The organism is Bradymonas sediminis, from assembly GCF_003258315.1.
GTDB lineage: Bacteria > Myxococcota_A > Bradymonadia > Bradymonadales > Bradymonadaceae > Bradymonas > Bradymonas sediminis.
In genome coordinates this window covers 4,971,536-4,996,206 of the sequence record NZ_CP030032.1, presented here as the reverse complement: position 1 = coordinate 4,996,206, position 24,671 = coordinate 4,971,536, and the positions used below count along the sequence as shown (strand labels likewise).

Below are 24,671 nucleotides of genomic sequence, written 5' to 3'. Positions count from 1 at the left end.
ACGTACAGCGAACATCGTATGATACTGCAAACGGTATATAGCGATCATAAACACTTGGGTTTGATCGTGTTATGAAACGCGTGTTCTAAACGTAGAAAACACCATTTCCGAGGTGAAACTGGTTGGAAGACCGCTCATTTTTGAATCAAATTTATCCCCCGAGCACACACCCGCCGAGAAGACTATGAGTGAGCAACAAATTCGTATTCTATTTTTCTGCCTGGGCAATATCTGCCGCTCACCGCTGGCCGAAGGCCTCTTTCGCAAGAAGGTCGCTGAGCGGGGCTTGAGCGAGCGATTCCATATCGAATCGGCGGGTACCGGCGCCTATCATGTGGGCCAGCCGCCGGACCCGGGCAGCGTTCGGGTCGCCCGGGAGCGCGGCCTCGACATCTCGGCACAACGCGCCCAGCAGCTCTTGGACCACCATTTTGTCGAATTCGACTACCTGGTGGCCATGGACCACTCCAACCGCCGCAGCGCCCTGCGCCTGGCCTACGCCGACGCCGATAAGCTCTTGCTGCTGCGCGACTATGAGCCCGACCCGGCCCGGCGCGGCGCCGAGGTGCCGGACCCCTACGGCGGCGGGGGCGATCAGTTTGGGTTGGTGTACGATATTGTTGATCGGTGCACGGAATCATTGCTCGATGAGCTTGAGGCGGGTGCGCTTTCCTAATAGGCGACGGCGAGCACCCCAGACTAAGATAGTCTGGCTCCGAATTTTTCGGTCCTCGACCACCCCAGACTAAGATAGTCTGGCTCCGAATTTCTCACCGCTCAGAGCAAAAAAGCCGCCCCTCCCAGGGCGGCTTTTTCGTCTACGTCCTCATCTAAAAATCAAATCCCGATCGGATGCCACGCCGTCTTAAACTCGACGCAGTCGACGATGCGATACGGGCTCTGGTGTGCCGCGGCGCATAGCTCCGCGGCTTTCGGATCGTCGTAGAAGAACGTGCGCGTCACCGAATCCGCCGCCAGCGTCGCGATGGTCTTTTTCTGCTCGGCGCTCGCCCCGTAGCAGACGATGGCGTCGAGGTCTTTGTGGCTTGCCACATTCTCGAGCACTTCGTCGCGAAGCCCGGTCAACACATTGATGACGCCGCCGGGGAGGTCGCTATTATTGAGGACTTCGGCGAAGTCGATGGCCAGGGTCGGGGCGTCGTTCTCGACGATGATGACCGCGGTATTACCGGACACGACGACCGGGGCGAGCGCGGTGATCAGGCCGAGGAGCGGGGCGTTTTTTGGCGAGAAGATGGCGACCACGCCGGTGGGCGCGGGGGTGGTGATGTTGAAGTGCGGGGAGCTCACCGGGTTCGCCGAGCCGAAGAGCTGCGAGTATTTATCGGACCAACCGGCGTACCACACCAGGCGGTCGACAGAGGCGTCGACCTCGGCCACCGCGTCGGCCTCGCTATAACCGACCGTCTCGGTGAGCGCGGCTTCGAAGTCGCGCCGGCGGGTCTCGAGCATCTCGGCCATGCGGTACAGGATCTGGGCGCGGTTAAACGCGGTGCGCGCGGCCCAGGCGGGCTGGGCTTTGCGTGCGGCGACCGTGGCCATGCGAAAATCTTTGCGTGAGGCATGGCAGATATGAGCCACGAAACCTCCGTTTGAGTCGGTGACTGGGAGCGTGCGTCCGCTTTCGGTGCGCGGGAATTTGCCGCCAATATAGAGTTTATAGGTCTTTGAGACGGCAAGACGCGCGGGGGTGGTCGACTTTTGGGTCGATTTTTTGGCCGCGGGTTTGTTGTCTTCGGACGTCTTTTTCGTTGTCTTTTTAGGCGCCGTTTTTGCCATGATGAGCGTCTCGCTAAAAGATGATTCAGGTTGCGTGATGAGTCGGCGTAAAGTCTCGGGTGATTCGCAGCGGCTTGCTTCAGCCGATGTTCAGATACCCGAGCAGGCCATGACGTCCGCCCTCGCGGCCGAAGCCACTCTCCTTAAAGCCACCAAACGGGCTGGTCGGGTCGAATCGGTTATAGGTATTACCCCAGACCACGCCGGAATTGAGCGCGTTGGCCATCTTAAAGAGCTTGCTGCCCTTGTCGGTCCAGACGCCGTTGGCCAGGCCGTAGGCGGTGTTATTGGCCTTCTGGATGGCTTCTTCGGGGGTGCGGAAGGTCAGCACCGACAGGACCGGGCCGAAGATCTCATCTTTGGCGATGCGGTGCGACGGCGTCACGCCGGTGAAGACGGTCGGGGCCAGGAAATAGCCGGTGCTCGGCAGGCTGCACTGGGCCTGGTGGAGCTCGGCGCCTTCGGCCACGCCGACCTCGATCAACTCCTGAATGCGCTTGTACTGCGCGGCCGAGTTGATGGCGCCGACGTCGGTATTTTTGTCCAGCGGGTCGCCCACCCGAAGCGTCGCCATGCGGGTCTTAAGCTTGGCCATGACCTCGTCGTGGATGCTCTCCTGCACGAGCAGGCGCGAGCCGGCGCAGCACACGTGGCCCTGGTTAAAGAAGATGCCGTTGACGATGCCCTCGATGGCCTGGTCGATGGGGGCGTCGTCAAAAACGATATTGGCGCCCTTGCCGCCAAGCTCAAGCGTCAAACGCTTGTCGGTGCCGGCGATCTGGCGCTGGATGAGCTTCCCGACGCCGGTCGAGCCGGTAAAGGCGATCTTGTCGACGTCGGGGTGATTGACCAGCGCGCTGCCGGTCTCGGCGGCGCCGTTGACGAAGTTCACCACGCCCGCCGGGAGCCCTGCTTCCTGGAAAATCTCGGCCAAGAGCATCGCCGTGAGCGGCGTGGTCTGGGCGGGCTTGAGCACCACCGTATTGCCGGCGGCCAGCGCCGGCGCGATCTTCCAGGCGGCCATCAGCAGCGGGAAGTTCCACGGGATGATCTGCCCGGCGACCCCGATCGGCGTGGGCTTGGCGCCCGGGAACGCGTACTCGAGCTTGTCGGCCCAGCCGGCGTAATAGAAGAAATACGCGGCGGCCAGCGGCACGTCGACGTCGCGCGACTCGCGGATGGGCTTTCCGCCGTCCATCGTCTCGAGCACGGCCAACTCACGCGCGCGCTCCTGCATAATCCGCGCGATGCGGTAAATATATTTGGCGCGCTCGGCCCCCGGCATATCGCGCCAGACCGTCTCGTACGCCTTGCGCGCGGCTTTGACGGCCCGATCGACGGTCGCCTCGTCGGCCGAGGCGATCTCGGCCAGCGGCTCCTCGGTCGCCGGGTTCACCGTCTTAAAATAGGTCGCGCCCTCGGGCTCGACGAATTCGCCGTCGATAAAATGCCCGTAGCGCTTCTTGAGCTTCACCATCTCGGTGGACTGCGGCGCGGGGGCGTAGTCCCACAGGTCGCCGAAGAGCAGGTTTTTCATATCGGTGGGTTTATTCATAATATATCTCGCGGTTCTGGCGGGGCCAGGAAATGCTCAGATTTAGCTGATGCTCAAATAGCGACTGGAGTGATAATGCCCGCTATGCTGCTTCTCGATTTGCATCAGCAGGTCGTTGAGCAGCGAGGAGGCGCCGAAGCGGAACCAATCGGGGTTCAACCAGGCATCACCCAGGGTTTCTTTGACCATAATCAGGTAGCGCAGCGCGGTCTTGGTGTCGCGGATGCCGCCGGCGGGCTTCATGCCGACCATCTTGCCGGTCTGGAGGTAGTGGTCGCGGATGGTCTGCAGCATCACCAGCGTCACCGGCATGGTCGCCGCGGGGCTGATCTTACCGGTCGAGGTCTTGATAAAATGCGCGCCGGCGTCGATGGCGATCTGGCTGGCCAGGCGCACATTATCGTAGGTGTGCAGCTCGCCGGTCTCCAGGATGACCTTGAGGTGGGCGTCGCCGCAGGCCGCGCGCACCTGGCAGATCTCGTCAAAGACCCGCGCGTACTCGCCCGACAAAAAGGCGCCGCGGTTGATGACCATATCGATCTCGCTGGCCCCGTCGCCCACCGCGCTTTTGACGTCCTCGAGGCGCTCGCGCATCGTGGTCTGCCCGCTGGGGAAATAGGTCGCCACCGAGGCGACGTTGATTTTGCTGCCGGCGAGCTCTTCGACGGCGACCTTGACCATGCTCGGGTACACGCAAACCGCGGCGACCTGGGGGGTCTCAAGCGTCGCCGACGGACGCAGCGCCTTGCGGCACAACATGCGCACTTTGCCCGGCGTGTCGTCGCCGGCCAGCGTGGTCAGGTCGATCATCGAGATGGCCATATCCAGGCCGGCGAGTTTCGCGCCTTTCTTGATGCTGCGCGTGTTAAAACGGGCGGCGCGCTCCTCGACGCCGACCTGGTCGACAGCGGGGACGCGTGGTGTTTGGTATGAGTTTGACATATTATATCGGGTCGTTGTGGTAAGTGACGCGGGTTGCAGAACGGCTGCGACGTTAGTGCAGGAAGTCGGTACTGACAAGACCGGGAATGCGCGCCGATGCTTGCGCGATATTTCGGTCTGGGCAAATCGTGTTATGAGTAGATGGCGCGGGGTTTGACCGCGCATGATTTTAACCGGGATAGTGGATGAGCAAACGCAAGATTATCACCTCGCCGAATAAGATCATCGGGTGGCGCGAGTGGTTGACCCTGCCCTCGCTGGGGATCGACCAGATCAAGGCAAAGGTCGACACCGGCGCGCGAAGCTCGGCGTTGCACGCCATCAAGATCACGCGCTTCGAGCGCGACGGCGAGCTGTGGGTGCGCTTCTTTGTGCACCCGGAGCAGCGAAAGTCGACCAAAACGGTCGCCTGCGAGGCGCGGGTGCACGACGAGCGCCAGGTCAAAAGCTCGGTCGGGCATACCCAGAACCGCGTGGTCATCCGCGAGCGGGTGGAGCTGCTCGGGGAGTCCTTTTATATCGACCTGACGCTGACGAATCGAGACGCCATGGGCTTTCGTATGCTATTGGGTCGCGAGGCGGTCCGGCGGCGTTTTTTGGTTGACCCGGGCAGCTCTTATCTGGCAGGTCGACCCCGTTCAAACGACTGAACATTCCCGAACCCTAGCGCATCATCGAGCATCGAGCGCCCCGGCGCTCGACGAATTCATTTTGTCCAACGCATTTTAATATAAAAAAGAAAACACCCCATGAAAATTGCCATCCTATCGCGTAAATCGTCGCTCTATTCCACTCGGCGCTTGCGCGAGGCGTGCATCGATCGCGGCCACGAGGTCGAAGTCATCGACTATCTGCGCTGCTATATGAATATCGCGACCAAGCGCCCGACGATCACCTACGGCATGCGTGACCTCAATGAATTCGACGCGATCATCCCGCGGGTGGGCGCCTCGCACACCTTCTACGGCGCGGCGGTGGTGCGCCAATTCGACATGATGAACGCCTACGTCATCAACACGGCCACGGGGATCTCGCAGTCGCGCGATAAATTGCGCGCCCTGCAGCTTTTGGGGCGCGAGGGCATCGGCATGCCGGTGACCGCGTTTGGCCACTCGTTTAAGGACGTCGACGGCATCATCCGCTCGGTGGGCGGGGCGCCGCTGGTGATCAAGGTGCTCGAGGGGACCCAGGGCATCGGCGTGGTGCTGGCCGAGACCAAAAAAGCCGCCCAATCGGTCATCGAGGCGTTTATGGGGCTCGACGTCAACTTTTTGGTCCAGGAGTTCATCCGCGAGGCCGGCGGCGCCGATATCCGGGCGTTCGTGGTCGGCGACGAGGTCGTCGCGGCGATGCAGCGCCAGGCGCCCGAGGGCGAGTTTCGCTCGAACGTGCACCGCGGCGGCGTGGCCACCGCGATTGACCTGACCGACGAGGAGCGCGAGACCGCGGTGCTCTCGGCCAAGATCATGGGCCTGAATATGGCCGGCGTCGACATGATGCGCTCGGAGCGCGGGCCCCTGGTCCTCGAGGTCAACTCCTCGCCGGGGCTTGAGGGCATCGAGCGCTCCAGCGGCGTCGACGTCGCCCAGAAGGTCGTCGAGTTCATCGAGAAAAAGGTCGACCCGCTGGGATTGAAATTATCCCCGACGGTGGTTGAGGAGTCCGAAGCTTCCGAGGCGTCCGACGAAGGCGAAAGCTAAGCCGACTCGCCCTCAAAAGCCCTACAAAAACGGCGCAGAGATGCGCGAATCATCGATTATCGGAGACGTAATGGCGCAGCAGAAATTACAGACGGAATTCGTGCAAGTTGGCGAGGTTCGCGTGGCGCCGGGAACCGTGAAGCGGGCGGATTTACCGGTCGCCAATCTTCCCACCCAGAATCAGGCGTCGATCCCGATTCAGGTCATTCATGGGAAATACGAGGGCCCGCGCATGTGGATCGACGCGGCCATCCACGGCGACGAGATCAACGGCGTTGAGATCGTGCGCGAGGTGTTCGAGAAGCTCGACCCGCAGACGCTTCGGGGCACGGTGTTCGCGGTGCCGATCGTCAACGTCTTCGGCTTTTTATACGAGTCGCGCTACCTGCCCGACCGGCGCGACTTAAACCGCAGCTTCCCCGGCAGCGCCACCGGCTCGCTGGCGTCGCGGCTGGCCGACCTCTTCATGAACGAGATCGTGGAGCAATGCACCCACGGCGTCGACCTGCACACCGGCAGCAACGACCGCATCAACCTGCCGCATATCCGCGGCGACTTTAGCGACCCCGAGACGCGCCGCTGCGCGGTGGCCTTCGCGGCCCCGGTGATGATGGATAAGGAGGGGCCCGACGGCTCGCTTCGCGCCGCCGCCCACAAGCGCGGCAAGATGATCTTGACCTTTGAGGCCGGCGAGCCTCGCCGGTTCAACGACGACGCGGTGGCGGTGGGCGTGGAGGGCATCTTGCGCGTGATGGACGAGATCGGCATGCGCGACCACACGCCCACGCCGCTGGACTATGAGCCGCGCGAATCCGACGACACCACCTGGCTGCGCGCCGAGCGCGCCGGCATCCTGCGCCCGCAGCGGCGCAGCGGGGACTTCGTCAAAGCCGGCGAATGCGTCGCGCTTATCGGCGACGCCTTTAACTCCGACGGCGTCGAGATCTGCGCGCCCTTCGACGGCATCATCATCTCGCACGTCAAAAACCCGCTGATCTACGAGGGCGACGCGATGGTTCACCTGGCGTCGCTTAAATAGGCGCTCAGCGCCGCAGCGGACACCTCCTCGACACGCGCCAGCTTCTGCTGGCGCGTGAGCTTTTTGAAATGCCACTCCGCGCTGGCGGCCTCGGAGCGCGACGCCTTCTCCCACGCCCCGGCCAGCTCCACCGGCCGCCGACTCGCCGTGTATTTCGCCCCCCGCGGGCTATGATTATGCTCGTGCACCCGCCGGCTCAGATCGGTCGTGATCCCCGTATAGAGGGTGTCGTCGGCGCATCGAAGAACATATAAATACCACTGGGAAGCCACGTCATCGCTCGTGAAATACGGGGAACTAGCCCCCCAAGCATAGAAGACTCGCCGGGATCAGCAAGATTTTCGCCGCCCCCCCCCCCCAGAAACCGACCTACACGCTGTAGGTCGGCTCCCAGAGAGCCCGGCGGGCTTACTACAGTCTGTAGGTCGCGTTTTTTTACCCGAAAAACCCTGAATACACGCTGTAGGTCGGCTCCCGGGGAGTCCGGCGGGCTAAATACAGCCTGTAGGTCGCGTTTTTTATCCGAAAAACCCTGAATACAGGCTGTAGTTTGGCTCCCGGGGAGTCCGGCTGGCTTACTACAGTCTGCAGGTCGTGTTCTGGCCCCCCAAAACCCGCTCATACACGCTGTAGGTTGGCCCTGGCGACAAAAACGCCGCCCCGCACGGGTGTGCGGGGCGGCGTGGGAGCGCTCGGATTTAACCCGGGGGGTTAGAATGTTTCGAATAAGCCGCCCGCTCTCCAATCAAATGGGCCATCTGCGCGGCGGTTCAGTCCACCGCTGACCGTAGCAGCAGTAGATGACGCTGTATTTCCCCTACCACCGCTGACCGAGGATTGAAGGGCTGAGGCCCTATTATCGTTGCCACCACTGACCGAGGAAGCCTCGCCCGTGGCCCAGTTCGCGTGGCCGCCGCTGACCGAGGAGGACGCTCCAGAGGCTGTGTTTTCCGAGCCGCCGCTGACCGAGGAGTTCGAATCCATGGCTCGGTTATAAATGCCACCGCTGACCGAGGAAGCCTCGCCCGAAGCCGTGTTATTTACGCCGCCGAGGACCGAGGAATAGACGCCCTCAGCCGTATTTGCACGACCACCGCTCACCGAGGCATTCGAAGCGGACGCTGAATTATTTACGCCGCCGCTGATCGAGGCATATGGTGCCCGAATTTGATTGTAACTCCCAGCAACCAGCCCACCATAACTCAAATAGAGATTATTTTTGCCCAGCACGAGATTATGCGAGCCTGTTTTTTGATTGGCCAGGCCTTCATCATACCCCACGACCAAATTGCCCAGGCCGTTCACCACACTGTAACCGGTGCTATCTATAGTGCCAGTCGTGCCCAGGCCGTTGCGCACATGAACGTTGACGCCGGTAAACGTCACCGACGGGTAGCCATGAATCGTGGTGCGCGCCATATCCTGAGTAAGGGTTTCCAGCGCGTTCAAATCGCTGCGGTTGGTGTTGATATTGGCGGCGTTGGTCGTGATATCGGCCTGCGCGCTGCTGATGGCCGTGGCGTTCGCCCCGATGTCGGCCTGCGCGCTGCTGATGGCCGTGGCGTTCGCCCCAATATCCGCCTGCGCGCTGCTGATGGCCGTGGCGTTCGCCCCGATGTCGGCCTGCGCGCTGCTGATCGCAGAACTATTCGTGGCGATCGCCGCCTGATTGCTGGCGACCAGCGCGCGGAGCGCGGCGAGCTCGTCGAGGGCGGCCTGGACGTCCGCGGCGCTCAGGCCCGAGGAGGTGTTGTCATAGGCGATATCGCCCGCGCTATCGGGGGCGGCGGCGTTGGCCGAGGCGAGCAGGTCGGCGGGGGTTTGACCGGCGACGGTGTCGGCGTTGGCCGCCGAGTTCGCGCGCAGCGCATACGGCACCGACTCGATCGGCGTGCGCGGGCTCATGGTCTCGCCGTTGATGCTGACCTCGAGCCAATAGGCGTTGCCGTCAAAGACGCCGTCAAGCGGCGCGTCGGCGCCGAGTTGGACCGAGAAGCTTCCGCTATTTACGTCCACGGTCGCAAACGTCTCGCTCCATGCCTCGGAGCCGCCTGCCGCGGCGTCATAGATGCGAAATGTCGCCTCAACCGTCGTGTCCACCAGCTGCCCGGCGCCATCATTGAGCTCGCCGTGGTAGGTCATCGTGGCCGGCACCGCAGCGGCGGCGCTCATCGAGATTCCATTGTCCACGTCACCACCGATCAGCAGGAGCGCATCGCGCGCGCGGATCGGACAAATTTACGCTTCCACTCGCCCAGCCGCGACGTAGTTCTGGACCATTTTATTGGACTCACGTAGGGTCGCGGCTGAGAAACGCCGAAATATGCTGCGCCAGATGGCTTGAGTTGCCCCCCAAAAAAGAACGAAGTTATGAACCCAACCAAGAAAACGCTGCGAATCGCGCTCGCCCAACACAATTATAAGCTGGGCGACCTCGTCGGAAATTTTGGGAAGATCAAGGAGAGCGTCGCCAAGGCACGCGCCCAGGGCGCCGAGCTGGTGGTCTTCTCGGAGTGCGCGCTGAGCAGCTATTTGCCCGGTGATATGATTGAGCGCCCCGAATTCCTTGCTCGCCAACTCGCCCTGCTGGAGCGCGTGGCCGCGCTGAGCGACGCCGACCTGGGCATCGTGCTCGGCTTCGTGGCGCCGAACCCGGCGGCCTGCGGCAAACGCCTGCAAAACGCCGCGGCGCTTTGCCACGGCGGGGCGGTCGTAGGCACGGTCGCCAAGCAACTCTTGCCAACCTACGATATCTTCGACGAAGCGCGCTATTTCGAGCCTGCCGATACGGCCCAAATCCTCGACTTTAAGGGCGTTAAACTGGGCTTGAGCATCTGTGAGGACGCGTGGAATTTGCCCGGGTATTCGGCGCAACCCGGATACGCCCATGACCCCATCGAGGCGCTGGCCGAGGCGGGGGCCGAGGTGCTGATCAATATCGCGGCGAGCCCGTTTGAGCTGGGGAAACCGGCGCGGCGCCGGGGGCTTCTGGCCGAGCACGCGCAGCGCCACGCGCTGCCGCTGGTCTTCGTGAATCAGGTCGGCGGCCAGGATGAGATCGTCTTCGACGGCCGCTCAGCCGCCTTCGACGCTCGGGGCAACACGACCTCGGAACTGGCTGATTTCAAAGAAGATTTCGCGACCATCGATATCCCAATCGAGCCGGCCGACGCCCCCAATATGTCCGCCGCCTCGCCCAGGCCCGACGCGCCCCAAGACCAGGCCGAGGCGCGCAAAGCCATCGTCATGGGCTTGCGCGATTATATGCATAAGAGCGGCTTTCGCGGGGCGGTCCTCGGGCTCTCAGGCGGCATCGACTCCGCGCTGTGCGCGGCGCTGGCGGCCGAGGCCCTGGGGCCCGAGAATATCCTGGGCGTCGCCATGCCCACCCGCTATACCCGCGAGATGAGCAACACCGACGCCCAGGCGCTGGCCAAAAGCCTGGGCATCCAATTTATGAGCATCCCCATCGAGGCGACCTTCGGCGCATTTTTGGAACAATTGGCCCCGGCGTTTGAGGGCTATCAAGAAGACGTCACCGAGGAGAATATGCAGGCGCGCATCCGCGGCACCACGCTGATGGCGCTGAGCAATAAATTCGGCAAGCTCGTGCTGGTCCCGGGCAATAAGAGCGAGGCGGCGATGGGTTATTCGACCCTCTACGGCGATATGGTCGGCGCCATCAGCCCCATCGGCGACTGCTTCAAGACCCTGGTCTACGCGATGTCGCGCGGCATCAACGCCGACGCCGGCCGCGAGCTTATCCCGGTGCGCACCATCGAGCGCGCGCCGTCGGCCGAACTTCGCCCCGACCAGGCCGACCAGGATTCCCTCCCGCCCTACGACATCCTCGACGCCATCCTCGCCCGCTATTTGCACGCGGGCGAGAGCGCCCATGACCTGATCGCGGCGGGCTTCGACGCCGACATGGTCCACGATGTGCTCAAAAAGCTCTTTCGCGCCGAGTATAAACGCTTCCAGGCCGCGCCGGTGATCAAGATTACGCCGCGCGCGTTTGGACGCGGGCGGCGCTATCCGCTGGCGGCGAGCTACGAGGAGTTGCTCAAATAGACCATCGATGATTGACCGGCCCCCGGGCCGCACCTACAATTCGCCCAAGCCGGTCAATCTATTACGTTGCAGCTCCCCTATCTTAGGAAGTCCTATGCAAAGCCGCATTTTCACGTCATCGCGCCGCCTCTCCCTTCTGCTCGGAATGCTCCTGGTCGTGGGTCTTGCGGGAGGCTGTAGCTCGGACTCCGACTCGGATTCAGACGACAAGGGCAGCAGCTCAACTGATAATAAGGGAATCTCGCTGACCTATGACGGCGAGACGCTCAAGGCGGGCACCTCGGTCAGCGCGGTCAACTCGATGTTTATTGGCAAGGATTTCACGACCACGATTATCAGCGGTTGGGCGTCCACCGAAGGGGAGGCAAAGTTCGGGACCATCACGACCCGCATCAAACTCGAAGGCGACGCCGACGACACCCTGACACCGGGGCGCTACGAGCTGGAAGAAGACACCAGCGGCATGGGCAACCTGTCGGGCCCCATGAAAGCCGCCCTGGTCATCGAAAAAGGCACTCTCGGGCTGCCCGGCTCGGTCGAGGCCACCTCCGGCAGCTTCACGATCAGCTCCGCCGAGATGGACGGCTCGAAGCTGGCGCAGATCTCAATCGATTTTGACGGCACCTTTAAGAACAAGTCCGACGACACCGACACCGCCGAATACCAGGTCAAAGGCAGCATCGAGCTGCCCAAAAAATAAGCGCTCACCACCTTGAGCCCACGTTTCTGGGCGTGGGCTCGGGCCGAAGAACATTGATTCCGGGCCGGGCGTGCTTATTTTCACATACGCTTGATTGGCCGCTTCGAAAAATGTCCTTCGACCCAGAGGTATCGCCATGACCGAACCCACCCGCTCCACCGACGACCATGCTCGCCGCGCCCAGAGCAACGAGTCTGGCAGCTTCCAACTCGTCGACGTCTACGTCAGCTATAACCCGGTCGAGGCGGAGATGATTCGCGAGATCCTCGTCGACAACGAGATCGAGTGTTTTGTCCGAAGTCTCGCCCCCTCCCAATTCCCGCTGAGCGTGGGAAAACACGGCGAGAACCGGGTCACCGTTCCCGCCGATAGTGTCGACGCCGCCACCGCAATCCTGCGTCAGGCCATCGCCGAGGGCGCCTTAAGCGGCGAGGGACGCTTCGGCGTCTAAGAATTATCGCGAAATCCCGCGCGGAGCATTGAAACTGTCGCGGGGATGCTCTATAAGCCACTGCCTATGAGTACGCGCGAGCGCCCTCATAGGCATTGCAGCATTCGGGGCGTGGCGCAGCCTGGTAGCGCGCCTGCTTTGGGAGCAGGAAGTCTTCGGTTCGAATCCGGACGCCCCGACTTCATTCGGTCCGCCGAATACCATCTTCAAAAATCATCTTCATCCGCCTTCGAACGCGGCCTCTCAGGCCCGGCGAGGCCATCCAAGCGCCCGTAGCTCAGCTGGATAGAGCATCGGCCTTCTAAGCCGACGGTCACAGGTTCGAATCCTGTCGGGCGTGCTATTCTCACAACCCATATCTATCTCCCGACGCTCCGCTGCAGCCGTGTGGCGGTCGAACCTTATGCGTTTACGCTTAAGCCCAGGCGTTGCCCCCGTCTCCACGACTGTTCTGGCGCCCCTGCGGCGATTCAGCGCATCATTGATGCGCGCGCGTTCATCATTTACGGATATACCTGTTAAATTGTGCCAGACGGAAAGATAATCCGAATTTAGTTTATACTCAGGCGAGGAGATTTATGGATATTGGCGGAAAGAGACGCTCGGATAATTTCGAAGATCGAGGCGCGAGCAGCGGCGGAGGCGGCGGCGGCGGCATCGGCATTCGCCTGCTCAGCACGGTCGCGCGCCGGTTCGGCGTCAAAGGGATGCTGGTCGGCGGCGTGATCCTCGGGGGCGTCTACCTCTTCGCGCCCAGCAGCATCAAGCAATCCCTGCTGGGCGGCTCCGCCGGCACCACCCAAACAGCGGCGAGCGTGTGCGCATCTTCGGACAAAAACGCCGCGGCCTGTGACTTCTCGCGCGCGGTGCTCGCCTCCACCGAAGACACCTGGACGCAGCAATTTAGCGCGGGAAACCTGCCCGATTACGGCAAGAATCCGGGCCCGTATAAGATGCCGACCCTGGTGGTATTCTCTGGCGCGGTGACCACCGGCGGCTGCGGCGGCGCGACCTCCGACGTCGGCCCCTTCTACTGCCCGGCCGACAATAAGCTCTATATCGACCCGAGCTTTTATGATGTGCTCGAGCAGCGCCTAAAGGCCCCCGGCGATTTTGCCCAGGCCTATGTCATCGCCCACGAGATTGGCCATCATGTGCAGAATATGATCGGCTCGATGCAGCTCAAGATGCCCGGCGAGACCAAGAACCAGGTGTCGGTGCGCGTCGAACTCCAGGCCGATTGCCTGGCCGGCGTCTGGGGACATAGCGCGCGCGAAGACCTCTCCATCACCGACGAAGACCTCAGCGAGGCCACCCAGGCCGCCCATGCCATCGGCGACGACGCCCTCGGCCACACCGACGAGGCCAAATTCAGCCACGGCTCCAGCGAGCAACGCCTGCGCTGGTTCAAAAAAGGGTTCACCAGCGGCGACCCTCGCCAATGCGACACCTTCGCCGTCAAAAATTATAAGAATCTATGACGCTGCGCGCCCCGCCGCTGCTCAATCGCCACGCGCCGTGATGGTGCGGCGGCGGCTTGGGTGATTCTCGCTCACCGGCTTCGACCATTGGACCCCAAGCCACGCCGCTCCAAGCAGGGGTAAGGCCACAACGCCCCGGTTTTTATCGCCGCAGGCTTGTGTCTTGATACTTCGCGCATATACAATACCATCCCTTCGGTACCGGGTGGTTGACGGTCCGGCTGCGTGGATGCGATTTTAAGATCGCGCGCAGCGAGCAAATTTCCCGAAATAGACGAAGTTATGGTTGATACCCATCGATTTAACCTGGGGCCGGTCTGTGTACAATTGGTCTCGGAGGTCGCCGCCGTTCTGGCCCAGCGACACGAAGATCACCTCATCCATACCCTGCAACTCGCCACCTATTTGCCCCTGGACGTGCAGAGCGTCACGCGCATCGTGGAGAGCCTGGAGGAGGACGAGGAGATGGGCATGGAGCGGGTGCAAAAGGAGTCGCTGAGCTGGGTGAAATTCCCCGAGCCAGAGCGCTATATCCACCGCGACCTGGACCTTGAGAGCGGCTCCCAATTCGACGAAGCTTATAGCCTGCACAATACCATCGCGCAGCTCAAAAGCGGTCCCGATTGGGAGCGCAAGATGCGCGAGGAGCACCAGGTGCTGCGGGTCGCCGCCAACGCCAAAAACCGCACCATCGAGCTGGCCTACCTCACGCGCCGGCTCGACCTGCCGAGCGCCAAAATCCAAAGCATTCTCAACGACTTCCAGGCCGAAGGCCATATCGCGCTGCGCTACGACGAGGACACCGACACCCTCTGGTATACCTTCCCGGATTTCGAGTATTCCAAGGCGCTCTACGAGCGTAATATGTCCATCCAGGCCGAGGCGGAGCCCAAGGAACCATCCAGCCCCAAGTGGGCGATCATGGGCGTCGCGGTGCTCGGTTTGGTCCTCATTATGCTGCTGGTCAAGTTGTCGATCTAAGCAAGTAAATCTCCCTTCACCCCCAACAGGTCTATTGGGCTTATGAGCAATAAATTACATATCCCCGGCTCTGCGGATGAAGAAGATCTCAATGAACTGAATATGGCGCTGGTGCTGGGCTGGGCGGTGTGCATGCTCTTGTGCATCGCGCTCTTCCTATTCTTCCGCGAGCGACGCCCCGACCCCGCCCCGCTCATTGAGGGCGCCCAGGCCGCCGCCGGCGCGAAAGAAGAACCCAAGACCGAACTCGACCAGACGATCGAGGCCTTTCGCTTCGGGCCGCGCGAGGTGGCCGAAAAGACCTGCGAAAACGTGCGCCCGCAACTGACCAGCGGCGCCCTGGCCGCCCAGGCAGACGAAGAGTTGGCGAAGGTCGTCGCGCGCGGCGCCCAATTCGCCCCCTGGGGCTGCTTGATGGGCGCTTATATTAACGGCGAGGTTTCAAGCGACCTTCAGGTTCACGCGGAGCTGGAGAAATTCTGGGAGCAGACGCAGTTTTTCTACGCCGCGCCCGATATCGTGGCGACCTTCCTCAAATATTTTTACCAGAACAACACCATCCCTCAGACCCCCGAGTTCACCCGCTGGCTACGCCTCTGCGGCATGACGCAGACCTTTCGCGCCCAGCCGGCCTGCTTGCGCGTGCTCGCAAAACTCGCCCCGGACCAGGGCGTCGACGTCTTGGATATGGTCGAGAAGCATCTTCAGATGACCGACGCCAAAACGCTGGCGGCGGATATGCCGCGGGTTGCCCACGGGATGGGCAATTTCTCGGCCGACGGCCAACCCGGCATGTGGCATATCGAGCAGAGCGAGAAGCTCCCGAATTATAACGCAGATCTTCGGGTCGGCGCCGCCTTTATGCTCTGCCGGGTGGTGAACTCACCGGACGAAAAGGCCGCGCGCGCCGCCTCCCTTGGCCTGGCCAAAGCCGCCAATATGGGCGCGCGCGCCGCCGACTCGAAGTTGGTGCGCCGCTGGCGAGAAACCTGCAAACTCGCGTTCCACCTCGAAGAAGACGCCAAGAGCGAGGAGACGCCCGAAGAAGTCGCGCCCCAAGACGCCGCCACGATTCAGCAGAAGCTCGACAAGTCCACCCCGACTCCGGTCGGAAATCACTTCCTCGCCGTGTGGAACGGCGACGAGAACTCGCCGCCCGACTATACGCTGCGCGGCGCGATTGAGCGCGGTCACTGCACCAAAGAAGACGGACTCCCGGCCTGGCATTGCGGCCTAAAATATTGGCGCGGCGACGCGGCGAAGTCCTTCGACCTCAACCTGCAGAGCCTCTTCGTGAAGACCAGCTATATTGAGTGGCTTGATTAATCCTCGGTAATCCCCGCACTTTTTTGATGCAGTAAGCATATGAATCCCAAGCGTTATTCTGGGCCGCTCGACTCGAATTTCACCGCAAAGACCACGCGACTCCGAGGGGTCGCAGGCGCCCTGGTGATGGGCGGCGCGCTCTTGTGGGCCGGCTGCGCGGGGCCGTCGGGCGCCGGCGCTTCGAACCCAACCGCAGGCGCGCAAAGCGCGTTGGGGCACGGCGAGGCGCGGGACTCAGACTCCGAATCTCGGGCCAACGCGGGGGCAACCTTGCCGACCTTTCTTCCCGAGGCGACCAGCGCCAGGGTCAGCGCGATGACCTGGGGACGCGGCGGCCACCTTCGCTTAGGCTTCGCCGACGGCCAATGGGTCGATCTCGACGCGAAGACCCGCGAAGCCACCCTCCATCGCGCCAGCGAAGAGCTCGGCCCGCTCGTCGCCCTGTCGCCGTCGGCCGAGTTTGCGTTTATCGCCTCGACGCCACCGACCGTGATTCGCCTGCGCGACAACCAGGTGCTCTTTCGCCTCTCGAAGGTCAAAGACCTGAAGGTCGGCGGCTTCTTTACAAGCGGCGCGGGGTTCTACGCGGCCGAAAAAAGCGGCGCCCTGCACGTGTGGAAGAAGTCCGAAAAGAAGCTTGATAAAGCGTCGACCCGCGACCTCAAACGCGTCGCGATGCGCCAGACCGCCGACTTCTCGGTGGGCCTGCCGCCGGCCAGCGGCCAGGTCGTGGTGACCCCGGATGACTCCCTGGTGATGGGAGTGACGGATGGCGATATCCTTCGCTGGAACCTCGCCACCCCCGACCAGGTCGACGGCGTCGGGCGGCTGCCCGGGGCGGGCAAATCGCTCGGCCTGTCGCAATCCTACCTCGTCGCGACGACCCGCGACGGCCAATTGCGCGTCATCGAGCGCGCCCGCCCGGTCCAACTCCCCTGGAGCAAAGAATCGCGCGGCGAATTCGTCGCCGCCTCGCCCAAGCTCGCCGAGAGCTTCGCGGTGCTCGAGAAATCCGACGGCCAGTGGGTCGTGGCGATGCGCGATTTTAAGTCCGGCGATTATCGCTGGACGACCCGCCTGGACTCCGCCAAGATCTGCGGCTTCGAGTTCTCCGCCGACGCCCGCCAGCTCGCCATTTGCGCCGACTCCGGGATCCTGGTCCTCGACACTTCGACCGGCGCGCTCGTCAACGCATTTCGCCGAAACGGCGAGTCGCTGGAGTGGCAAAGAGACTGACCCTGAGCGTGCACGAAACGAAAAGACCCCAGCCGGCGTCGCCGTCTGGGGTCTTTTTATGCGCACAATTTAACGCTTAAAATTCAATCACTTGCGCCGGCGCCTTGCGCAGCTGATAGGCGCGCTGGATCTTGGCCATCAGCGCCTCGAGGGCGGCCGGGTCTTCGGAGAAGTTGACGTCCGAGGTGTCCACCTCGATCAGCGCCGACTCATCATAATGGGCAAAAAAGTTGTGATAGAGCCCGCGCAGCCGGTCCAGATAATCCAGGTCCATATTCTCCTCGTAGGAGCGCCCGCGCTTCTTGATGCGCCCCTGGAGCACGTCGAGCGGCGCGTGCAGGTGCACCACCACGTCGGGCGTGGGGATCTGATTGGTGAGGATCGTGTACATGCGATCGTAGAGCGCCAACTCATGGTCCGACAGCGTCAGGCTGGCGAAGAGGCGACTCTTCACGAAGAGGTAATCGCTGACCGACAGGGCCGAAAAGAGGTCGCGCTGGGCGAATTGCTCCTGCTGCTTGTAGCGGCTCAGCAAAAAGAACATCTCGGTCTGAAACGCGTAGGCGTCGCGATCCTGGTAGAAGCGCTCAAGAAAGGGGTTCTCCTCGAAGATCTCCAGGACGGTATTGCCCTGGTAGCGCTTGGCCATCAGGTTGACGAGCGTCGTCTTCCCCACGCCAATGGGGCCTTCGATGACGATATAGCGCGGAGAGTTGGGGTTGGGAGTGGACATAGATACCGCAGCAGATCGGAGGGGAACACGAATACAATTTCAGCGGGGGCCGGTGTAGCGCGTGGCCTTGGATCGGGTCAATACCGCGGCCAAAATTCATCGGCTTTTTTGCGCACGTTCTTGACACTCAATGCGCATGACTTCAATGTAAACAACAGATAAACCGAATAAATGACGGAGCCACTGGGGCTCTCCTCAAAACATCTAAAGGAGTGCGATGCGAGTTACGCGATCCCTGCGTGAATGGCTGCGACTTACCAGCGTGTTGATGTGCGCGACCCTGGTCGCGTGTAGCGGCGATTCGGACAATTCGACAGACTGCCCGATGGGCCAAGAGCGTAAATCGGGCGTGTGTGTCCCCGAACTGGACGCCTCGGACCCGGACGCCACAGACTCGGATGCCTCGGACTCAGACGCCTCGGACTCGGACGCCTCGGACTCAGACGCCTCGGACTCGGACGCCTCGGACTCGGACGCCTCGGACTCGGACGCCTCGGACTCGGACGCCTCGGACTCGGACGCCTCGGACTCGGACGCCTCGGACTCGAACACCGGCTGCACCGACGCAGCGGCCAACAACTATGACGCGGACGCCACGGTCGACGACGGCACCTGCACCTTCGACGTCGCCTTCCGCGTCGACACCAACTGCCCCGACTCGCCGCTCACGCCGCCCGTGGCCATCTCGGGCCCATTCTGCGAGTGGTGCGACACCGGCTTCGACCTCACCGACGACGATAACGACGGCATTTGGGAGGGGACCTTCTCCTTTGCCCCTGGCCAGCTCATGTTCAAATACGTCGCGGGCGGCTTCCAGACCGAAGAGAATATCATCGGGGACGGCAGCTGCGCTGTGATCACCGATGGTGCCACCTTCGCCAATCGGCAAATCACCATCGAAGGCCCGACACGCCTCACCCATACCTGGGGGCAATGCGTCGCTTGCGGTGAAGCACCGTTGCTCCCCGTCGACCTGCCGATCACCTTTGATGACGCGACCATCGACTATAATATCGCCGCCTTTGGGAGGGCAGAGGCCGCGATCTCCCCCGACCCCGCAGGGGGAACAAACTCCGTTTTGAGCAGCACCAAACCCGATGGCGCCAGCGCGCTCTCCGGGGTCATCCTGGGCCAGACCCCAGGGCTAGCCAGCGCCATCCCGTTCGTGGAAGGCAGGCGCAAGCTCAACCTGCGCGTGCACGCGCCGGTGGCCGGGACCCTCGTGCGGCTGAAGGTCGAAGACGCCTACGACGCCACCCGCCACGTCCAGGCCGAAGCCACCGTCACGCAGGCCAACACCTGGGAGACGCTGACCTTCGACTTCGACAACGAGGTCCCCGGGACCGACCCGTTCAACGAGAGCTACGCCTACAACAAGATCTCGGTCTTTCCGGCGTTTGGCACTTCGGGGGCCGATGACGGCGACGCCGTCTACTATATCGACGACGTCCGCTTCGGCAGCGGCGGCGGGACCGGAGCGCCGGGCTGCACCGACCCGGGCGCCAGCAACTTTGACCCGGCGGCCGGAGTCGATGACGACAGTTGCACCTACGCCGTCACCTTCCGCGTCGACCTGGGCTGTTCCGGCGTGACGATTGGTTCCTCCGTCTCCATCTCGGGCCCATTCTGCAACTGGTGCAACACCGGGTACGAGCTGGCCGACGATGACGGGGATGATGTCTGGGAGGGGACGTTCACCTTCGGCGCCGGACCGTTGGACTACCTCTACACTGCCGATGGCTACACCGTGGAGGAGAGCGTCCCCGCTAACGGCGCCTGCGCGGCCGGGGTCGCCGGTTCCTCCGTCTACCGCCAACTCAACATCACCGCACCGATGATAACAAACGACACCTGGAGTCAGTGCAGCGCCTGCGGGCCCTGAACCACTCACTTTACGCGATACGCGCTCCTGCCAAGCCCTGGCTCACGCGCGCATGAACCAGACCGGCCGCGGTCGATGTAGATTGCCGCTGGCTGGCGGACCGCTTCGAGCCGGCCCCCCAAGATTAAAAACCGATGATCTTGCGTGGGATAGGGGCCTATGATATTTGTTTCTGCAGCCTTATTCTGTTGTATTCTGCCTTCTCGCCTCGTGGAGTCGAGAAATTGAAAAAAAATAGCATCCGGGTGTCACTTTGGCTCTGAAAATTCGATACGCTGGCAAGACCGACGTGGGCATGAAACGTGCTCATAACGAGGACAATATCCTCCTGGTTCCGGAGGAACGTCTTTATCTGGTCGCCGACGGCATGGGCGGCCACGCGAGCGGCGAGGTTGCCTCTGAGATGGCCGTGCAAACGCTGTCGGATTTCTTCGAAGAGACCTCGAAGGATCAGGAGATCACCTGGCCCTATAAGATGGAAAAGGGCCGCGAATACGAGGCCAACCGACTCAACGCAGGCATCAAATTATCGAACCTGCGCATCTTTGAGTCGGCGACCCAAAACCCGGCGCAGCGCGGCATGGGCACCACCATCGTGGCGCTCTTGATCGTCGACGACACCGCCTATTTCGGCCATGTCGGCGACAGCCGCATCTATCGGCTGCGCGAGGGCAAGCTCACGCAGGTCACCGAAGATCACTCGCTGCTCAACGACTATATTAAGATGAAGGATCTCACCGAAGAAGAGATCGAGAACTTCCCGCACAAAAACGTCATCGTGCGCGCCCTGGGCATGAAAGAGACCGTTCAGGTCGACGTCAACTCCGAGAAACCGCAGCCGGGCGACACCTATATGCTCTGCTCGGACGGGCTCAACGGCATGATCACCGACGACGTGATTCGTCAGATCATGGTCGATAATTACGATGACCTTGAGCAATGCTGCACCGAACTAATTGACGCCGCCAACGCAAACGGCGGCACCGATAATATCACCGTGGCGGTCGTACAAATCGCCTAGGGATATGCGAACATAGTTCTCCCCCAAAAAGAGGAAGGTCGGAAATTGAGCGACGAGACGCAGGAAACTGCCGACGAAGTATCTCAGATAACCAAACCCTCCAGCGCGCCTGCGACACCCGCCGGCGCGTCCGCCACGGAAACGACGTTTTTTCCGCCCGGCGATCCTTCCGCTGCCGAACACACATCATTTGAATCAGCATTTTCGCCCGAAGGCTTAAGCGAGGCGAGCCACGGCCTGAGCCAGGCCAGCGAGTCGCGCCTGGCCAAGGACGCCCCGCGCGTCGTGGTCGTCACCGGGTTGAGCGGTTCGGGAAAATCCACTGCGATCCGCGCCCTCGAAGATCTGGGCTATTTCTGCATCGATAACCTCCCGGTGCCGCTCTTACCCAAGCTCATCGAATTGGCCGCCGACGGCGGGTCGCTGAAGTCGCTGGCCTTCGTCATCGACACGCGCAGCCGCGAGTTTTTGGCCCAGGCCGGCAAGATGATCGACCGGATGCGCGACGAAGGCGTGCCGATGCGCATCATGTTCTTGGAGGCCGCCGAAGACGTGCTGGTGCGCCGCTTCAGCGAGACCCGCCGGCGCCACCCCGTGGGGCAAATGCCCAACGCTGACGGCGACGCATCCCCCGGCTCAACCTCGGTGACCATCCGCGAGGGGATTCGGCGCGAGCGCGAATATCTTGAGGAGTTGCGCCACCGCGCCGACGAGGTCATCGACACCTCCGAGCACACGGTTCACACCCTGAAAGCCTTCGTGGAGCAGCATTTCGGCGGCGACCAGAAGCCCGAATTACAGGTCACCGTGCTGAGCTTCGGCTTTAAATACGGACTACCGTTGGAGTGCGACCTGGTCTTTGACCTGCGATTCTTGCCCAACCCGTATTTTGTGGAGCACCTGCGCGCCGAGAGCGGCCAGAACCCGGCGGTGCGCGACTATATCTTTAGCTTCGCCCAGACCACGCGCTTTGTGTCGATCTTCCAGGAGATGGCCGACTTTATGCTGCCGATGTACCAGCGCGAGGGCAAGAGTTACCTGACCATCGGCATCGGGTGCACCGGCGGGCGACACCGCTCGGTGGCGGTGTCCGAATCGATCGCCGAGCGCCTGGCGACCCGCGGCTGGCAGGCGCAGGTTCGCCACCGAGACATCAAAAAATAACCCCCCAGACCTCGCCGTAGGCTTTACGCAAGAGGACGCACCGAGGACCGTAAAGATGGGCGAGTTTGGTGAGATCAATCTGGATATTCTGCGCGGCTGGCGCATGGCACGCGCGCCTGAGCTTCGCCAACCACACGCGCTGCCCGCTCTGGCGCGCCTGGTCCATTTGGACAGCGGGCGCGTGGAGCATCTGCACGGCCCGGACCTTCTTATCGGACGATATTACCCGCCCAATGGCCCCGTCGATTTGACCTTAGGCGGGCTCCAGGAGCACGAACTCTACCAACTTGGGGCGCCGCATCTTCAGATGACGCTCAACGACGACGCGCAATGGAGCGTGCGCCACCTCGCCCCGGGGACATGTACGCACGTAAACGAAGATCGACTCGAAACCTATAATCAACACCACATCATCGAGGATGGCGACGCGCTCCAGATTGGCTGCGCGCGCTACCGCTTCGAGGGCCTCGATATTGAGCTGGCCGCCTGGAAGAACGCCTGCCGCGCCCTATTGGGGTCTGCGGAGACGGCCGCGCTCTTTTTATGTCGAAACGGCGCCCCATGCGGGCCCACCATCGAGCTGTCCCCGAAGACCGCGATGGTCATCGGGCGCACGCTGCCATCCTGCGAAGATCTTCAGGTGCGTACGCCCTGGGAGCACTCGGCCAAAAAACCCGCGCAGCCCGATGTCGACCTCGCGGGGCTCTACCCGAGCGAAGCGAAATATATCGGCTTTTTGCACGCAGAGATTCGCGCCGTGGCGCCGTCCGCTGCGCGCATCGGCGGCGAATACCTTGAGTCGACGACCCGGGCCTCGGAGTTCCGGGTCACCCCGCTGACCAAGCGTCAAAAGACATTTATCAATCGCCAGGAGATCGGCGAGAGCGCGGTGCTTTCCCACGGCGATGAGCTGGCCCTGGGGAGTAACTTCTTCTACTTCTACTGCCCGAATCGAGGCGTTCAATTGACCCGCCGGCCGCTGGGCGCGCCGACCCTGGTTGACTGGACCGAAGGCGTCGCGCCGCGCCTGGACGGCGCAGCCCCCAGCGAGGAGCCCTCATGACTTCGGCCCTCCAGCCTTCCGCCCAACTATTGGACACACCGCCGCCCAGCGCCCAACCTTTCACGGACGAACTCTGGGCCTGCGTCGAGCGAGAGAAGGCGATTCATGGCCTGCAAAACTTGGTGCGCGCCATCAAGCGATATCATCGCCGCGGGCTGGAGCTGCGCGGGGTGAATCGCCAGGATCTGGCGCTCGACGCGGCCAGCGGCACCCTCTATCTGGTCGCCGCGCCGCGCTGCAGGGCGGTCGAGGACCGGAGCATGAGCGGGCTCGCCGCCGAGTCGATCTGGCGCGACGGCCGCCTAGTCGGTGAGCTGGCGTACGAGAATTTCATGGGCGAAACCTACCCGGGCGGCCACCAGATGGCGGCGCTGCTCCAGGACCGCGCGACGATGGCCGAGATCGGCTTATTGCACCCCGGCCTGCCGCAGCTGGTAGCGACCTGCGTGTCGCCCTATGGCGAATTGGCGATGCTCGACATCAATGACCTCAGCGACGCGCTCGAGCAACTTCGGCGCGAGGTGCTGCGCAAATTCACCTACCGGGTCGGCGCGCGCTCGACGGTCGGCAATTATGTGTTTCGGCGAAATAATCAGGACTCCTGCGCCTATGTCTTGATGGAGTCATCGCTGGGCTCGATGACCCAGAGCGTCGGGTTCTTCTGCGTGGCCGACGGCATCGGCGGGATCCACGACGGTGAGCGGGCCAGCGCATTGGCGGCCCAGTCGGCCTGCCGGGCGTTTGGGCGGGCGATGGCGCATTATGGCGGCGAGGAGATCGCGCGCCGCCCGGGGGACTTCGCGCGCGCGATCGTGCATATCACCAGCCAACGCCTGGCGCTCGAGGGCGAATTTGCCCCCGAAAAGAACCGCGGCGGCACCACCTTTACCTGCCTTATTCTGGCCGGAAACCGCGCCGGCGTCGGCCACGCCGGCGACTCGCGCGCCGTGCTGATCCGAGACGGCGCGCTCCTCGCCATCACCCGCGACCACACCCTGGCCAGCATCTTTAAGGAGTTGGGCGAGCCCCCGACAAACCCGGAACAGGCCGACACAAATAGCCGCACAATCTCGCGGTTTTTGAGCACATCAATGGAGCTCGAACCCTCGCGCGTCGACGGCATCTCGCCGGCCTTTGCGACCTCGCTGAGCGACGCACCGGTCGATCTAACGCAGATGAACCATATCGGCTTTGAGGTTCGCCCCAACGACCTCTTTTTGCTGACCTCCGACGGGGTGCACGACGAACTGTCGGCCGAGCGCCTCGGCCAACTTGTCGCCATGCACGCCACGGCCCCGCAAAAGCTCGTCGACGCGCTTATCAACCAGGCGCTTCGCCAGGTCGGCCGCGACAACGCAACGGCCATGGCGATCCGCGTGGAATAGGCCGCGGCGCAGGTGGCTGCGCGCGATGGGCTGACTTCAGCGACCAACACCGCTGCAGCTTATTTCACCTCCGACCGCCCCATCTGGCCCATTCCCCTGTTGAGCAATTCGAAAATCGTTTAGGATGCCGAAGGGAAAAGT

The 24,671-nt window shown here is 62.4% G+C and carries 22 protein-coding genes and 2 tRNA genes; 18 read left to right on the top strand and 6 right to left on the bottom strand.

Annotation, left to right across the window (positions count from 1 at the left end):
* Positions 1 to 184: 184 nt before the first annotated feature.
* Positions 185 to 676: a low molecular weight protein-tyrosine-phosphatase gene (locus DN745_RS18940; RefSeq protein ID WP_111337421.1), complete on the top strand. Its 492-nt coding sequence runs from the start codon at positions 185 to 187 to the stop codon at positions 674 to 676.
* A 161-nt stretch (positions 677 to 837) separates the two neighbouring features.
* Here DN745_RS18940 and DN745_RS18935 read toward each other — a convergent pair whose 3' ends face one another.
* The 3 genes from DN745_RS18935 to deoC all read right to left on the bottom strand — a co-directional run bounded on the left by DN745_RS18935 (position 838) and on the right by deoC (position 4,297).
* The gene (locus tag DN745_RS18935; RefSeq protein ID WP_111337419.1) at positions 838 to 1,800 is read right to left on the bottom strand and encodes an aldehyde dehydrogenase family protein; all 963 of its coding nucleotides are present in this window, start codon (positions 1,798 to 1,800) and stop codon (positions 838 to 840) included.
* Positions 1,801 to 1,879: 79 nt separating this feature from the next.
* Positions 1,880 to 3,313: an aldehyde dehydrogenase family protein gene (locus tag DN745_RS18930; protein WP_111337808.1), complete on the bottom strand. Its 1,434-nt coding sequence runs from the start codon at positions 3,311 to 3,313 to the stop codon at positions 1,880 to 1,882.
* A gap of 84 nt (positions 3,314 to 3,397) precedes the next feature.
* Positions 3,398 to 4,297: a deoxyribose-phosphate aldolase gene (gene deoC, locus DN745_RS18925; RefSeq protein ID WP_111337417.1), complete on the bottom strand. Its 900-nt coding sequence runs from the start codon at positions 4,295 to 4,297 to the stop codon at positions 3,398 to 3,400.
* 185 nt (positions 4,298 to 4,482) lie between these two features.
* Here deoC and DN745_RS18920 point away from each other — a divergent pair, with 185 nt between their 5' ends.
* The 3 genes from DN745_RS18920 (at position 4,483) to DN745_RS18910 (ending at position 7,036) form a co-directional block, all read left to right on the top strand.
* The gene (locus DN745_RS18920; protein WP_111337416.1) at positions 4,483 to 4,947 is read left to right on the top strand and encodes an ATP-dependent zinc protease family protein; all 465 of its coding nucleotides are present in this window, start codon (positions 4,483 to 4,485) and stop codon (positions 4,945 to 4,947) included.
* A 99-nt stretch (positions 4,948 to 5,046) separates the two neighbouring features.
* Positions 5,047 to 5,997, top strand: coding sequence for a 30S ribosomal protein S6--L-glutamate ligase (gene rimK / locus DN745_RS18915; protein WP_111337414.1), 951 nt, complete (start codon positions 5,047 to 5,049; stop codon positions 5,995 to 5,997).
* 70 nt (positions 5,998 to 6,067) lie between these two features.
* On the top strand, positions 6,068 to 7,036 hold the full coding sequence (locus DN745_RS18910; RefSeq protein ID WP_111337413.1) for a succinylglutamate desuccinylase/aspartoacylase family protein: 969 nt from the start codon (positions 6,068 to 6,070) through the stop codon (positions 7,034 to 7,036).
* Here the strand turns inward: DN745_RS18910 and DN745_RS18905 are convergent.
* Positions 7,015 to 7,308 carry a GIY-YIG nuclease family protein gene (locus tag DN745_RS18905; protein WP_111337411.1) on the bottom strand — a complete coding sequence of 98 codons (294 nt, stop codon included), beginning with the start codon at positions 7,306 to 7,308 and terminating at the stop codon, positions 7,015 to 7,017. The genes DN745_RS18910 and DN745_RS18905 overlap by 22 nt on opposite strands.
* 439 nt (positions 7,309 to 7,747) lie before the next feature.
* On the bottom strand, positions 7,748 to 9,208 hold the full coding sequence (locus DN745_RS18900; protein ID WP_133621962.1) for a hypothetical protein: 1,461 nt from the start codon (positions 9,206 to 9,208) through the stop codon (positions 7,748 to 7,750).
* Between the two features lie 198 nt (positions 9,209 to 9,406).
* Here DN745_RS18900 and DN745_RS18895 point away from each other — a divergent pair, with 198 nt between their 5' ends.
* From DN745_RS18895 to DN745_RS18855, 9 genes are all read left to right on the top strand, one after another.
* Positions 9,407 to 11,107 (top strand): NAD+ synthase, encoded by a 1,701-nt coding sequence (locus tag DN745_RS18895; RefSeq protein ID WP_111337408.1) that lies wholly within the window; start codon positions 9,407 to 9,409, stop codon positions 11,105 to 11,107.
* Between the two features lie 94 nt (positions 11,108 to 11,201).
* Positions 11,202 to 11,807, top strand: a complete 606-nt coding sequence (locus DN745_RS18890; protein ID WP_111337407.1) for a hypothetical protein — start codon at positions 11,202 to 11,204, stop codon at positions 11,805 to 11,807.
* A 136-nt stretch (positions 11,808 to 11,943) separates the two neighbouring features.
* A complete protein-coding gene (locus tag DN745_RS18885) occupies positions 11,944 to 12,258 on the top strand; it encodes a putative signal transducing protein (protein ID WP_111337405.1) in 315 nt (104 codons plus the stop codon).
* A gap of 105 nt (positions 12,259 to 12,363) precedes the next feature.
* Positions 12,364 to 12,437: transfer RNA gene (locus DN745_RS18880), tRNA-Pro, on the top strand.
* Between the two features lie 87 nt (positions 12,438 to 12,524).
* Positions 12,525 to 12,598, top strand: a tRNA-Arg gene (locus DN745_RS18875).
* Positions 12,599 to 12,836: 238 nt separating this feature from the next.
* A complete protein-coding gene (ypfJ, locus tag DN745_RS18870; RefSeq protein ID WP_111337404.1) occupies positions 12,837 to 13,739 on the top strand; it encodes a KPN_02809 family neutral zinc metallopeptidase in 903 nt (300 codons plus the stop codon).
* Positions 13,740 to 14,021: 282 nt separating this feature from the next.
* Positions 14,022 to 14,720, top strand: a complete 699-nt coding sequence (locus DN745_RS18865; RefSeq protein ID WP_111337402.1) for a hypothetical protein — start codon at positions 14,022 to 14,024, stop codon at positions 14,718 to 14,720.
* A 42-nt stretch (positions 14,721 to 14,762) separates the two neighbouring features.
* On the top strand, positions 14,763 to 16,046 hold the full coding sequence (locus DN745_RS18860) for a hypothetical protein (protein ID WP_111337401.1): 1,284 nt from the start codon (positions 14,763 to 14,765) through the stop codon (positions 16,044 to 16,046).
* A gap of 39 nt (positions 16,047 to 16,085) precedes the next feature.
* Positions 16,086 to 17,282, top strand: coding sequence for a WD40 repeat domain-containing protein (locus tag DN745_RS18855; RefSeq protein ID WP_111337399.1), 1,197 nt, complete (start codon positions 16,086 to 16,088; stop codon positions 17,280 to 17,282).
* Between the two features lie 76 nt (positions 17,283 to 17,358).
* Here the strand turns inward: DN745_RS18855 and DN745_RS18850 are convergent, their stop codons facing one another.
* A complete protein-coding gene (locus DN745_RS18850; RefSeq protein WP_111337398.1) occupies positions 17,359 to 18,015 on the bottom strand; it encodes a deoxynucleoside kinase in 657 nt (218 codons plus the stop codon).
* Between the two features lie 217 nt (positions 18,016 to 18,232).
* Here DN745_RS18850 and DN745_RS19650 point away from each other — a divergent pair, with 217 nt between their 5' ends.
* From DN745_RS19650 to DN745_RS18825, 5 genes are all read left to right on the top strand, one after another.
* Complete coding sequence (locus tag DN745_RS19650; protein WP_204355047.1) at positions 18,233 to 19,897, top strand: early set domain-containing protein; 1,665 nt, start codon at positions 18,233 to 18,235, stop codon at positions 19,895 to 19,897.
* Between the two features lie 259 nt (positions 19,898 to 20,156).
* Complete coding sequence (locus DN745_RS18840) at positions 20,157 to 20,918, top strand: Stp1/IreP family PP2C-type Ser/Thr phosphatase (RefSeq protein WP_111337807.1); 762 nt, start codon at positions 20,157 to 20,159, stop codon at positions 20,916 to 20,918.
* A gap of 45 nt (positions 20,919 to 20,963) precedes the next feature.
* The gene (rapZ, locus tag DN745_RS18835) at positions 20,964 to 22,082 is read left to right on the top strand and encodes an RNase adapter RapZ (protein ID WP_204355045.1); all 1,119 of its coding nucleotides are present in this window, start codon (positions 20,964 to 20,966) and stop codon (positions 22,080 to 22,082) included.
* A 55-nt stretch (positions 22,083 to 22,137) separates the two neighbouring features.
* Positions 22,138 to 23,145, top strand: coding sequence for an FHA domain-containing protein (locus tag DN745_RS18830; RefSeq protein WP_111337396.1), 1,008 nt, complete (start codon positions 22,138 to 22,140; stop codon positions 23,143 to 23,145).
* Positions 23,142 to 24,530 carry a PP2C family protein-serine/threonine phosphatase gene (locus tag DN745_RS18825; RefSeq protein WP_111337394.1) on the top strand — a complete coding sequence of 463 codons (1,389 nt, stop codon included), beginning with the start codon at positions 23,142 to 23,144 and terminating at the stop codon, positions 24,528 to 24,530. The genes DN745_RS18830 and DN745_RS18825 overlap by 4 nt, the downstream gene beginning before the upstream one ends.
* Positions 24,531 to 24,671 lie beyond the last annotated feature (141 nt).